We start from the raw sequence: 12,752 nt of genomic DNA, 5'->3' as shown, positions 1-12,752 counted from the left end.
TGCTTCGCCAACCCTTCGGGCTCGCCTCTCTCGGTTTGGGGTCGGCAATACATTGGCCACGCAAGCTGTATGGTAGACGCGTGATCCGAGTGGGATCTCAGACTATGGTCCGCTCGCATGCATATATTGACGCAATTCTTGCGTACGGTGGGCAGCAATTTCATCCTTCAATTGAAATCGGCGATGATGTCTACATAGGGCGCCACGTTTATCTGACCGCCTGCGACCGAATCGTCATCTCGACTGGCTGCGTACTGAGCGAGCATGTGTACATATCTGATTCGGCGCACGGTATTGATCCCCAACAAGGCCTTATCATGAAGCAACCTCTCAAGAGCGAAAGCGTCTACCTTGGTCCCAATTGCTTCGTGGGATATAGAGCGGTCATTCTGCCGGGAGTCTCTTTAGGCGAGTGGTGTATCGTAGGCGCGAACTCTGTTGTCACGCGCTCGTTCCCCGCGTTTTCCATGATCGCAGGCGCTCCGGCGCAATTGATAAAGGTCTATGCGCACGACCAGGGGCAATGGGTGGTGCCAGCCGCAAGCGAAAGGGTTGGACGATGAAGGGTGAAGTGCTCATCACTGGGGGAGCAGGGTTCATCGGTTCGAGAGTCGCTATCGACCTACTCTCGAGAGGATACCCGGTAACTATTCTGGACAACTTTTCGCCCCAGATTCACGGCGGGAACACAGAATTGCCTGCCGGTCTGCGCGACGACGCGAAACTTCTGCGCGGCGATGTGCGCGATCCTGAAATCTGGCCTAAGGCGCTCTCGTCTTGCGAAACGGTAGTACACTTGGCGGCCGAAACGGGCACTGGCCAGTCGATGTACGAAGTAGCCCGTTACGAGCAAGTCAACATTGCCGGTACCGCGCATTTGTACCAAGCGCTTATATCAAATTCAAACGCTCATGTTGAACGGATCGTGGTCGCCTCATCCCGCGCCATCTACGGCGAGGGGGCGTACCGATGCGGCGCGCACGGTACTGTGTACCCGGAATCCAGGTCGAACAGCGACAAGCTTGCCGGGAATTTCGAACCGCTCTGCCCAGTCTGCTGTGGTAAATGCATTTCCGTAGCTACGTCTGAAGAAGCTCCGCTGAAACCGTCATCATTCTACGGGCTCACCAAGCAAGTGCAGGAACAGTTGACACTCATGTTTGGACAAGCAATGGGAATTGCTTCGTTCGCACTGCGATACCAGAATGTTTATGGGCCCGGCCAATCGCTTAACAATCCATACACCGGCATATTGGCTGTATTCTCCACCCTGGCGCGCGCAGGCAAAGACATAAATGTCTTCGAGGACGGGCTTGAGAGCCGTGACTTCGTTTACATCGATGATGTGGTTCGGGCAACGAGCGCATGCGTGGAAAGCAGCTTGATTGGTACGCACGTTTGCAATGTCGGATCTAACGAGCGCACCACCGTGATGCAGGTGGCGAGCGCTGTAAATAAGTTCTTTGGATGCCGGTCAAATGTTCGTGTCACGGGGAACTTTCGGATGGGCGACATTCGTCATGGGTTGGCCGACCTAAGTCGCGCCGGCATGTTGCTGGGTTTTTCTCCAGCATGGAAATTTCAAGATGGACTGCGCAAATTCTTAGAGTGGGCAAATGAAAGGGAGCCCATCGGCAGCACCTACGATCAATCTCTGCAAGAGATGCAAAGACACGGCCTGCTGCATGGAAGATAGAGCCAGTTTGGAGGAGGCTGCGCGCCGAGACCTGGCGCCACCGCTCCTCTCTGGAAAAGATCCAGTGTCCTTGCGGGTGTCTTCCGAAGGCGGGGAAACATCCGACCTAAATGCGGCTCTTGAGGCAAGGCAGAATCGCGGTAAGCGATTGTTGCATGCGGTCGGGTCCGCGGTGGCCAGCAAGGGTATCGTAGTCGCGGCCAACGCTCTCTCCATTCCCATCGCGATTCGTTACCTCGGTGGAGAGCGATTTGGGATCTGGACGATCATCTCCACCGCACTCACCATGCTGCTGGTCCTCGACCTTGGTGTGGCCAACTCACTCACCAACTTCGTCTCCGAAGCCTACGCGCGCAATGATCGCGAACATGCCAGCCGCTACACGACGACCGCATTGCTGGTGATGACCGTGCTCGCAGTTCTGATGGGCATAGCCGGCGCTGCCGTGTTCCCGCACCTTGACTGGTTCCACCTTTTGAAGCTGAACTCACGCTCTGAAGTGTCCGAGGTCGTGCGTTCAGTCGCGATCGCCTTCATTATCTTCCTGCTCGATTTGCCCTGTCGCTTGGCTACCAAGATTCTTGGTGGTTATCAGGAGCTTCGGACAGCAAGCGCGTTTACGGCAATTGGCGGAGCAGGAAACTTGGTGGCCATCCTTATAGTTGTGAAACTTCATGGTGGTCTGCCCGCCATGGTTGCCGGATCTTCCGCCGCCCTGGTTGGTTCTGATTTGATATGCCTACTATGGCTTATTCGCTTCAGCAAGCCATGGCTGGCCCCACAAATAGCGCATCTTAGCGGTGAAGCAGCCAAGCGCATGATGCGCCAAGGGCTCGAGTTCTTCATAATCCAGATCGCAGGGCTCGTTGTCTTCAACAGTGACAATCTGATCATTACGCATTATCTGGGGCCAGCTGAGGTAGCTAGATACAGCGTTGCCTGGCGCTTAGTCGGCTATGCTGCCATTGTTCAAACGCTTATCACTCCGGCGCTCTGGCCCGCATTCAGCGAAGCCTTTGATCGCGGCGATCTTACCTGGGTCCGTGCGGCGTTTCGGCGTATCATGGCAGTCACGATGTCCGTCTCTGTCCTCATGGCCGGCGCATTCGCTCTCAGTGGTCGTCCTTTGATCCGGCTATGGGCTACCGACGCCGCAGTGCCAACGCAGACCTTGATCGTGCTAATGGGCGTGTGGGTGGTCATCAGCACGTATATGAACAACACAGCCACCGTGCTGGCTTCGAGGGGGCAAACGCGAATCCAGGCATGGTGCTCAGTGGCTGCGGCAATTGTGAATCTGGCCCTTTCTATTTGGCTTGTGCAGCGGATCGGGGCTACGGGCGTCATTCTGGGAACCATTCTCTCGTACATTGCCGTCTTGATCGTTCCCCAGAGCGTCGAAACGCTGAAGGTTCTCCGTCAGCAGAAGCTGAATGGCCAGTGAGCTTCTCAGGCTGCTTGCCATGCACGGCTTCGCGATCTCCTTTAGGCGAGCTTGTCTTACACGGGAATTTACAAAGAGCTTAGTTTCATTAACTCCTCAACTGCCTGGGGCAGGGAGGCGAAGCTCAGGTCAGCCGCCTTTGCGGCAGTCTCCCACCCGCGCTTGCGGTTCTGTTCGGGGCCTGCAATCCATACGGTTCGCATGCCCAAAGCCGAGCCAAACTCGATGTCTGATAGGGAATCGCCGACCATAACGCTGGTCTCAGGTGAGAGGTCCGGGAACTGCTTCCTGGCTTGCTCATACAGTCCCGGCAGCGGCTTGCGGCAATTGCACGAGCTTTTGTCGTGAGGGCAATAGAAAAATGCGTCTATCCGGGCCTGGGACCGGCGGAGTTCGGACTGGAGGTGTTGATGGATTGCATCGACTGCCGCAGCGCTATAGAGACCAAGAGCGATGCCGCGCTGGTTGGAGAGGACAATGACCCGCATTCCCGCACGATTCATCTGTGCAATTGCCTCGGCAACTCCCGGGAGCAGTTGAAACTCGTCGATCGTTCGGACGTATTGTCTCTCCGGCATCTTCTTATTGATGACTCCGTCACGGTCAAGGAATACTGTCTTCAATTGATAGCCGGCCGAACCAGACTGGGAGAGCACGTTTGCTATGATAGCAGTGCAATCCGAGCCGGTACGGCGCACGTCAGAATTCCTCATGTCTCGAGTTAGCCAAAGATGAACCGAGAAGGCGAAGAAGTTTTCCGAACAACCATCGCGACTCACATTGATACCGTTCGTCAACTTTCTGAGAAGACAGAGGTGCTTGCGGCGATTGCGAGGGTGATGCTCTCGTCTCTTCGAAGTGGTGGAAAGATTCTGTTCTGCGGAAATGGCGGCAGTGCGGCCGACTCGCAGCACCTCGCTGCCGAACTCGTAGGCCGATTTCGCCGAGAACGAGTTGGGCTGCCGTCCATAGCTCTTACAACGGATACTTCGATCCTGACTGCAGTGGCCAACGACTACGGGTATGATTCGGTGTTTTCGCGACAGGTGGAAGCGCTGGCCCGTGCCGGCGACGTGCTGGTCGGCATATCTACCTCGGGCAACAGCCCGAATGTTGTTGCTGCACTCGAGAGGGGCCGCGGAATCGGCGTTTCAACCGTCGCCTTCACGGGACGTGGTGGTGGCAAGATGGCGCACCTGGCCGATCACCTCCTTGCAATTGATGCCTCTGAGACCGCTCGAGTTCAGGAGACACATATCCTTGCGGGCCACATGCTCTGTGACTGGGTGGATCTGCATTGGGCGTATGAGGAAAATCCGAAAGTCGGGAATCAGATAAGTGCTTGAGCGGCTGGACGAAATAATTCGGGACATCGAACAGGGGTGGCGTTCCCGGCGACTGCTCGTCGTTGGGGACGTGATGATCGACAAATATGTATGGGGAGAGGTCAGCCGCATTTCGCCAGAAGCCCCTGTACCAGTTGTTCATTTCAATCACCAAAGCCATCAGCCGGGCGGCGCGGCAAACGTCGCGATGAACCTGGTGCGGCTTGGCGCGGAGGTCCTGGTTGTCGGGTACACGGGTGACGACGAGGACGAAAAGCTGCTCCTGAGCATTGTTTCCGACAACGGGATCACTGCGCGCTTTGTCCAATGTCGCGAGTTCCCGACCATCACGAAGCTGCGGATCGTTGGGGGAAAGCAGCAGATGTTACGTTTGGACCGAGAGCGTCTCGGGCCGCGCTCTGCTGAGGATCAGCAACGCCTGATCGATACGTCACTGCAGCACATCTCTTCGTGTCATGCGGTGATTCTCTCAGATTACGCCAAGGGAGTTCTCACTCCCGAGGTATGCCAGAGCATCATCTGTGCTGCGCGCGAGGCTGGAATTCCAATTCTCGTTGATCCCAAGAGCACAGACTTCTCACGCTATGCCGGCGCATCCACGATCTGTCCAAATCTGAACGAGTTGAGTCGCGCTTCCGGCTTGGAGACGAGAGATCTGGATGTGTTGCTTGATGCAGCACAGCAGATGGTATCCAAATACAAATTGGACTTTCTAACGGCGACCTTGAGCGAGAAGGGCATCGCCCTAGTGCGATCGGACCGGAGGACACTTGCCGCTGCCAAAGCGCGTCAGGTATTCGACGTTTCTGGCGCCGGCGATACTGTCGTTGCTGTTCTTGCTTTGAGTCTTGCCTCGGGACTTTCCCCCGAAATTGCTATTCGTCTCGCAAATGTTGCAGCGGGTGTAGTCGTGGAGAAGGTCGGCACTGTACCGATCGAGAAGCACGAATTTCTGGCCGCTCTGACTCCCGAGCTCGCATTGCAGGCACATAGCAAGGTGGTATCTCGAGACGAATTAGCGATGCGGGTCGCTCTGTGGAAGCAGAATGGCGAGCGCGTAGTTTTTACCAATGGGTGCTTCGATCTATTGCACATCGGACACATTACTGTCATCGAACAGGCCCGTCAGCTAGGCGATCGGTTGATTGTTGCCATCAACAGCGATCGATCTGTTTCACGTCTCAAAGGGCCGGATCGTCCGATCGTGGATGAGTCCGCGCGTGCCCGGGTGCTTGCTGCGCTCGGTTCAGTAGACGCGGTTACTGTTTTCGATGATCCCACTCCGCTTCAGCTGGTCTTTGCGGTGCGGCCGGACGTGATCGTGAAAGGTGGCGACTACAATCCTGAGACTGTCGTGGGGGCGAGAGAGGTTCAGTCCTGGGGTGGCGAGGTGAGAATCGTGCCAACGGTGGAGGGGTTCTCGACGACAAGGCTGATCGAGAAGAGCAAGCGGTAGCGCGGGAATTTAGCTCATTTGAGTCGGGATGAAGATCAGTAGATCCCGGGGTCGGCGAAGAGGAATTGCCAGGAGCTGTCGAGGTAGAGCCAGCGCTGGTCGCTGAACCAGCTGGTGGGGAGGGCGGGGACGTGGAGAAGAGTGTGGCCGCCCATGCAGATCATCTCTGTGCCGTTCCAGCCGAGGAAGGTGCGCGAGGCCAGGCCGACGCTGGCGGGATTGGTGACGCGGCGGAGGCAGACCGGGCAGCGGTGGCGCTGGTCAGCAAGAGCCCAGCGAAAGCCGAACAGACAAATTGCGAAGCAGGAGACTAGCTGGAGGCATTCGGCTGCGGGCGAAAAGCTAGCCGTATAGCAGTAGGCGATGTCGAAGGACGCGAAGAGCCCTATGCCGGCCACGAGGATGAATTTGCCACCAAGAAAGCAGAAGCGGCGCAGGCCCTCTCTGGACGAGATGCGGTGGTTGGTCATTTGTGTTTCCCCGAGGGAAACGGAAGAGACCGCGGGGAGCGCGACGAGCGCCAAGAACAAGGCGAATCCGTAGAGGTTCCAGGGACCCTCGACGGGCGCGCTGATGGGCGTGGCTGAGAGGTCGATCAGCATGTCTTCGAGGTTGTGGGCCGAGATGCTGTCCCCGGATTGCTGCATGGCGTCGAGCCCGCGCTCGGAGAGCTGAGCGACGAGGAAGCCGCGGGTTTTATAGGGCAGATCCGTGGCGATCTGGGTGTCTGATTGAAGCAACCAGACGTCGGGCGCGCCGGGGAGCTGCCAAGCCGCGGCGGGAGCAACACCGGCGATGCGGGCGTTGCTGTTTCCGATGCGAACGACCTTGCCCGTGACGCTGGGGTCTCCAGCGAACGAGCGTATCCAGGTTTCGTTGCTCAGAACTACCGAGGGTAGGCCGGAGTTGTCGTCGAATGCCTGCTTCAGCGGCACCCCAAGAAGGCTGAAGAGATTCAGCGAAGAGCGAGCGACGTTCCACAAGATGCGGGCGGAGCCGGCATGAGCAGTTTCGCGGCTGACGTGGTAGAAAGCCAAGTCCTGGAAGAAGCGCTGGTGGGTGTACTTCCAGTTGAGGTAAAGGCCGGCGGGTATTGAGGGTTTCCAGCTGTGGTCGGCGGCTTCAGAGATTATGAGTGCGTTTGGATTGACGAGGAACTGCGCGGCTTCGCGTTCCGCACGGACGCCCGGGAGGAGGCTGGTGATCAGGAAGCAGAGCAGCAGGATCGCGGCCAGCCAGAGTAGGGGCTGTGCGGCAGATCCGTGCATATGCGACCGGGGGTGGCCGGATGCGGTGGCGAGTTCACGGACGCAGAGCGCATCGGAGAAGGCACCGAGGCAGAACCAGGTGATTTCGCTCTGAGATTGCAGGGAGAGGGTGTCGTCGAGGCGGAGATAGGAACTGCGCACATGCCAGAGCTCGGAGAGCCACTCGCAACGCCAGTCTTGGCGTTCGGCGGCGGGTACGAGAAGGGAGGCGGTATGCAACGCGGTCCGCTGAAGCGCGGAGAAGGCGACATCGGAAGGAGATTTCATACGGAGCGAGCCTCCTCTGTCGGCATGAGCCGCTCGAGCAAGGGGTAGCGCTTGCGGGAAGCGTCGAGCGTGGTCCGTCCGGCGGTTGTGAGCTTGTAGTACTTGCGTGGCGGGCGTTGCTCCGCGTCTGCAATGGATTGGCGTTCCCACTGGGAGCGGATCAGGTCGTCGCGTTCGAGGCGGCGCATGGCGGGGTATACGGTGCCGCTGGGGAGCCCGGTGACTTCCATGATGCTGAAGCCGTAGACATAACCGACAGAAATCGCCTGAAGGATCATGGCGGCGGTGTGAGAGAGTTTTGCCTCGGCGGCCATGCAGGGCATTGTAGCTATGTAGAAATCTACTTGACAACTGGAAAATCCATAGCAATGCTGAATGCTACATAGGGGGTCCGATCGTGCTTCAAGTTCAGCGTCTCTACCGCAGTTTCCGAACGATTCCGGCAGTGATCGATGTGAGCTTCAGTGTGGGTGCCGGAGAGATCGTTGGTTTTCTGGGACCGAACGGGGCGGGGAAGTCGACCACCGTAAAGATGATCACCGGGATGCTGCGGCCCGACGACGGCAAGGTGCTGTTTGAGGGTAGGAATATCCGGGAGGACATGGAGAGCTTCAGGGCTGTGCTGGGATATGTGCCGGAGGAAGCACATCTATACTCGTACCTCTCGGGCCTGGAGTATTTGCAGCTGATCGGGCGGCTGAGAGGAATGGATGAGGGGCTGATTGAGAGAAAAGCCACGGAACTGCTAGCGTTGCTGAACCTGCAGTCCTGGCAATACTCGCCGATCTCATCGTATTCGAAGGGCATGCGGCAGAGGGTGTTGATTGCGGCCGCGCTGCTGCACGATCCGAAACTGCTGATCTTCGATGAACCGCTATCGGGACTGGATGTGGTTTCGTCGCGGCTCTTCAAAGACCTGCTGGAGATGCTTGCCGCTCGAGGCAAGGCGGTGCTGTACATCTCGCATGTTCTTGAGACGGTGGAACAGGTGTGCGATCGCGTGATTGTGATTGGCAAGGGGCGAGTGCTGGCGGATGCGCCGCCGCGAGAGCTGATCGCGCTGAAGGGACTGCCGAGCCTGGAGAGCGTCTTCGCGCAACTGGTTGAGCAGCAGGATACGCGAGTAACTGCGGAGAGAATCGTCGAGGTCATGAGGATTGCCCATGGGTGATGGATTCCAGAGACTGATTGTTGATGCGCCGCCCGCGGTGATGTCCTTGAATGTGCAGGCTGCCATGGGGCCGGTGCGGGAGCCGAAGCGCAGCCAGTTTGAGCTTCTGGTGCGGCACTTTTTGGAAAGGTTCTTTAATCACGAGACAGCTTCGGCGGATGGGGACGCTAAGACGAGACTGGTGCAACTGGCGTTCGCGGCTGGGCTGCCGGGGCTCATGGTTGCGGTGTATTTGTGGCCCTTATACCACCCTGTCATTGTCTATCCGCCGCATCCGGGCGTTGCGCCGGGGCCGCCGCCGTACTGGGTGCAGGTAAATCATCATTTCTTCTTCGTGATTTATTCGTTTGTGGTAATGGGCCTGATCACGGTGTTTGAGTGGGACCTGTTTTTTCCCGACCTGCTTGACGTTCAGGTGATGGGAACGCTGCCGATCAAGGCGCGTCGCGTGTTCATGGGCAGGGTCGCGGCGATCGGGCTGCTGATCGGGGCGTTTTTGTTCGATGCGAACTTTCTGGCGCCGATCGTTCTGCCGATGTCAACTGATCCGCCGAGCCTGATGCGATTGGAGGCGGGACATTTGGCTGCGGTGGCCGGGAGCGGGCTGTTTGCTGCGTTCTCGATTGTGGCGGCGCAGAGCGTGCTGCTGGCTTTGTTCGGAGAACGGGTATTTCGCAAGGTGTCGCTGTTGCTGCAGGGAGGGGCGGTTGCGGGACTGGTGATGCTTCTGCTGCTTTTTCCGGTGTTGTCGGGAGTGACACCATCGCTGCTGCAGTCGGGCAATCGTGCGATGTGGCTGTTCCCTCCTTACTGGTTTCTGGGCATGTACCAGAATGTGCTCGGTGGGCCGGAGGCGATTGAAGAGTTCCGAACACTGCAGACGATCGGCTGGGTTGCGCTGGCAAGTGCAACGGCAATCGCGATATGCGCTTATCCGATCGCATATGTCCGGCGCGTGAAGAATCTGGTGGAAGGAGCGGTCACGCGGCGGAACAAGAACGGGGCGCTCGCTCCGGCGAATACGGCGGCTCATACGCTGCTTGTGCGGAAGCCGATTGGCCGCGCTGTGTTCCATTTCATTAACCAGACCCTGCTGCGACTGCCTCGGTACCGGATCTACCTTGTGCTGTACGGCGGGGTGGGGCTGTCGGTGTTGATTGCGACTGTTCTTCGCCTGGACGTGGTTCGTGGAAGCCTGCGGGCGGAGGCATCGGCAGACGGCATTCGGGCGGCGGCGGGGATCGTGGCGTTCTGGGTCACGGTGGGCTTGCGCACGGCGTTTGTTTCATCGGGCAATCAGCGGGGTGGATGGGTCTTCAGATTCACGCATGGCAGGCCGGCGCACTTTGGCGCAGCGATTCAGGAGTTGCGGGCTGTGAAGGTGTGGGTGCTGGCGTGCGCGGTGGTCGTGACCGTGTTGGTGGTTTTGGGGTTGAGGGCTGTCGCGCCTCCGGAGTTGCTCGGCGGACATTCGGCTGCAGCTCAGCTGCTGGTGGGCGTGGGCCTGTGCGTCATCTTGACCGATGCTGTTTTCGCGCAGGTACTCACTGTCCCGTTTACAGGAGAGGCGGCCGGAGAGAAGCCGAATATCGCGTTTATTCTTCTGAAGTTTTTCACGTTCTTTCCGTTTGTGACGGCAGGCGCTCTTGGGGCGGAGATGTGGACGGAGATTAGTTGGGCGCACTTCGCGGGGGCAGCGCTGGTGGTGCTTGTGGTGCATCTCTGGTTTCGCTACCGCCATCGCGAAGCGGTGAGGATCAACAGTGCGCAGGCTGAGGTGGAAGAGGGCGAAGACGAATTCCCGATGCGACTGGGGCTGAGGTACTAAATCGCGGCAATTACAATTGCCCGGTATGAAGAGGATTGCCGCGCTTGCGGTTGTTGCGATCGGTACGCTGTCGGCGGCGGCTGCCGAAAAGGATGCAGTCGCTTATGTGAATCCGCTGGTGGGTACGCAGAAGAGCGCCATCGGTTACGGCGGGACGATGCCGTTCGTTACGCCGCCGTTCGGAATGACGAACTGGACACCGCAGACAAGACAGAACAAGATCAGCGTTGTCTCGTACAACTACGATGATCCGACGATCTCGGGTTTTATCGGCACGCATCAGCCGGCTATATGGATGGGGGACTACGGGTACGTTACGGTGATTCCGCAGACGGGCGAACTGCGGACTGAGCCTGAGGCGCGGAAGATGGCGTATAGCCATGGAACGGAGACGGCGCGTCCGGACTACTATCGCGTGTCGCTGGGTAGCGGCGGAGATGGGAAGATTCTCGCGGAGATGACAGCCACCAAGCGCTGCGGGATGTTTCGATTCACGTTTCCGAAGGGTGCGCAGGCGCGCGTGATCATTGAGGCATCACGGCCGGGGATTGCGGGTTCTGCGTCGGTGAATTCGGAAACGCACGAAATTACCGGTTACAACCCGCATCGCATGGACGCACATCTGGGTCTGCTGGCATTGCCAAACTTCAAGGGATATTTCGTCGTGGAGTTTGAGCATGCGCCGGTCAACATGAAGACGTATGGGATGGAGGATGCCAAGGCTGCGAGCAGCCGAGGAGCATACGCGGAGTTCGAGCCCAAGCAAGTGGTGCTGGTGCGCGTTGGAACATCGTTCATCAGCATCGAGCAGGCGCGTGAGAATTTGAAGCGTGAGATGCCTGACTGGAATTTCGACGCTGTTCAGGCAAAGCTAAGGCAGCAGTGGAATGAGAAGCTCTCGCGCGTTCAACTCGGCGGCGTGCGGGATCGAGACAGGACGCTGATCTACACGGCGATGTATCACGCGCTGCTGTATCCGCGTATGTTTTCCGAGTACGGTCGCTATTACAGCGCGTTCGATGACAGGATCCACGAGGGCGAGAGCTATACGGCGTACTCGATCTGGGATACGTTTCGCGCAGAGAACAGCATGCTGACGCTGCTGGCGCCGGAACGCGTCGATGGGATGATTACGGCGCTGCTGCAGAACTTCAAAGAGGGCGGCTGGATGCCGAAGTGGCCGAATCCGAGCTACACGAACATCATGATCGCTACGCATGCGGATTCGCTGGTGGCGGAGGCAGTCCGGAAGGGATTCCACGGCTTCGATCGGGATTTGGCATGGCAGGCGGTCTACAAGGATGCGATGACGCCTCCGGATGGCGATACGACGCGGCGGTGGCTGGACCGGGAAGAGCATACGCCGTATGAGGCGCGAGCCGGGCTGACCTACTATAAGCAGCTTGGGTTTATCCCCACCGACAAGACAGATGAAGCGGCTTCTCGCACTCTGGAGGACAGCTATGATGACTGGTGCGTTGCGCAGATTGCGAAGGCGCTGGGGAAAACGGATGAGTACAGATTCTTTCTGAAGCGGTCGTTGAACGATCGCAAACTCTACAACCCGGCGCTGGGATTGATGAATGGGAAAACGTCGGACGGGAAGTGGGCACCGATCGGCGGCGAGAAGGATGACGACCGGAACCGATCTGTCTCCGGCTGGACTGAGGGTGATGCTTGGGTCTACACCTGGTCGCCGTTTCACGATCAGGCGGGGCTGCTTGAATTGATGGGCGGAGCGGAGAAGTACAGCAGCAAACTGGACCAGCACTTCAGCGGCGGCCATAACGTGCATAGCAACGAGCCGAGCCATCACTACGGGTACTTGTATGATTTCGCGGGCCAGCCCTGGAAGACACAGGCGAAGGTTCGCGAGATCGCCGCGAAAGAATATGACGCTACGCCTGGTGGTCTCGATGGGGATGACGATTGCGGGCAGATGTCGGCGTGGCTGCTGTTCACGGCTTTGGGCTTCTACCCGGTTAATCCGGCGAGCGGGGAGTACATGATTGGAAGTCCGATGTTCGAGCAGATGTCGCTGACGCTGGGCAATGGAAAGACCTTTCGAGTGGAGGCGAGCGGCAACTCTGAGAAGAATGTCTACATTCAAAGCGCGACACTGAATGGCAAGGAACTGACGATTCCGGTCATCACGTGGGAAGAGATCCAGACCGGGGGCGTGCTGCACTTCGTGATGGGAGCGAAGCCGTCGGAGTGGGGAAGCGCGTGGAGACCGACTCCGATTGCGGTGAACTGAAGTGGAAGTGCGGCCTTGC

At 58.2% G+C, this 12,752-nt stretch carries 11 protein-coding genes; 8 read left to right on the top strand and 3 right to left on the bottom strand.

The window, feature by feature from the left end; all coding sequences use genetic code 11:
* Positions 1–104: 104 nt before the first annotated feature.
* The 3 genes from DHV10_RS22735 to DHV10_RS22725 are packed head-to-tail and all read left to right on the top strand — an operon-like array spanning position 105 to position 3,140.
* Entirely contained in the window at positions 105–563 is a 459-nt protein-coding gene (locus DHV10_RS22735) for an acyltransferase (RefSeq protein WP_109488722.1), read from the top strand.
* The gene (locus DHV10_RS22730; RefSeq protein WP_109488721.1) at positions 560–1,696 is read left to right on the top strand and encodes an NAD-dependent epimerase/dehydratase family protein; all 1,137 of its coding nucleotides are present in this window, start codon (positions 560–562) and stop codon (positions 1,694–1,696) included. The genes DHV10_RS22735 and DHV10_RS22730 overlap by 4 nt, the downstream gene beginning before the upstream one ends.
* 7 nt (positions 1,697–1,703) lie before the next feature.
* Positions 1,704–3,140, top strand: coding sequence for a lipopolysaccharide biosynthesis protein (locus tag DHV10_RS22725; protein WP_162601804.1), 1,437 nt, complete (start codon positions 1,704–1,706; stop codon positions 3,138–3,140).
* A 68-nt stretch (positions 3,141–3,208) separates the two neighbouring features.
* Here the strand turns inward: DHV10_RS22725 and DHV10_RS22720 are convergent, their stop codons facing one another.
* Positions 3,209–3,796 (bottom strand): D-glycero-alpha-D-manno-heptose-1,7-bisphosphate 7-phosphatase, encoded by a 588-nt coding sequence (locus DHV10_RS22720; RefSeq protein ID WP_239462006.1) that lies wholly within the window; start codon positions 3,794–3,796, stop codon positions 3,209–3,211.
* 75 nt (positions 3,797–3,871) lie between these two features.
* Between DHV10_RS22720 and DHV10_RS22715 the strand changes: the two genes are divergently transcribed.
* Together DHV10_RS22715 and hldE are read left to right on the top strand one after the other, a co-directional pair.
* Entirely contained in the window at positions 3,872–4,486 is a 615-nt protein-coding gene (locus tag DHV10_RS22715; protein WP_109488718.1) for a D-sedoheptulose-7-phosphate isomerase, read from the top strand.
* The gene (gene hldE / locus DHV10_RS22710) at positions 4,479–5,942 is read left to right on the top strand and encodes a bifunctional D-glycero-beta-D-manno-heptose-7-phosphate kinase/D-glycero-beta-D-manno-heptose 1-phosphate adenylyltransferase HldE (RefSeq protein ID WP_109488717.1); all 1,464 of its coding nucleotides are present in this window, start codon (positions 4,479–4,481) and stop codon (positions 5,940–5,942) included. The genes DHV10_RS22715 and hldE overlap by 8 nt, the downstream gene beginning before the upstream one ends.
* A gap of 35 nt (positions 5,943–5,977) precedes the next feature.
* Here the strand turns inward: hldE and DHV10_RS22705 are convergent, their stop codons facing one another.
* Together DHV10_RS22705 and DHV10_RS22700 are read right to left on the bottom strand one after the other, a co-directional pair.
* The gene (locus tag DHV10_RS22705) at positions 5,978–7,477 is read right to left on the bottom strand and encodes an ABC transporter permease (RefSeq protein ID WP_109488716.1); all 1,500 of its coding nucleotides are present in this window, start codon (positions 7,475–7,477) and stop codon (positions 5,978–5,980) included.
* Positions 7,474–7,791: a PadR family transcriptional regulator gene (locus DHV10_RS22700; protein ID WP_109488715.1), complete on the bottom strand. Its 318-nt coding sequence runs from the start codon at positions 7,789–7,791 to the stop codon at positions 7,474–7,476. The genes DHV10_RS22705 and DHV10_RS22700 overlap by 4 nt, the downstream gene beginning before the upstream one ends.
* Positions 7,792–7,874: 83 nt before the next feature.
* Here DHV10_RS22700 and DHV10_RS22695 point away from each other — a divergent pair, with 83 nt between their 5' ends.
* From DHV10_RS22695 to DHV10_RS22685, 3 genes are read left to right on the top strand one after another with little or no spacing between them, the layout of a single operon-like run.
* Complete coding sequence (locus tag DHV10_RS22695; RefSeq protein ID WP_109488714.1) at positions 7,875–8,648, top strand: ABC transporter ATP-binding protein; 774 nt, start codon at positions 7,875–7,877, stop codon at positions 8,646–8,648.
* The gene (locus DHV10_RS22690; protein ID WP_109488713.1) at positions 8,641–10,476 is read left to right on the top strand and encodes a hypothetical protein; all 1,836 of its coding nucleotides are present in this window, start codon (positions 8,641–8,643) and stop codon (positions 10,474–10,476) included. The genes DHV10_RS22695 and DHV10_RS22690 overlap by 8 nt, the downstream gene beginning before the upstream one ends.
* Before the next feature lie 25 nt (positions 10,477–10,501).
* Positions 10,502–12,733: a GH92 family glycosyl hydrolase gene (locus DHV10_RS22685; protein WP_109488712.1), complete on the top strand. Its 2,232-nt coding sequence runs from the start codon at positions 10,502–10,504 to the stop codon at positions 12,731–12,733.
* The last annotated feature ends 19 nt before the right edge of the window (positions 12,734–12,752 follow it).

The organism is Occallatibacter savannae, assembly GCF_003131205.1.
In the GTDB taxonomy this organism is placed as follows: Bacteria; Acidobacteriota; Terriglobia; order Terriglobales; family Acidobacteriaceae; genus Telmatobacter; species Telmatobacter savannae.
The sequence above is the reverse complement of the archived record's forward strand: the minus strand, read 5'-3'. Positions and strand labels throughout refer to the sequence as shown.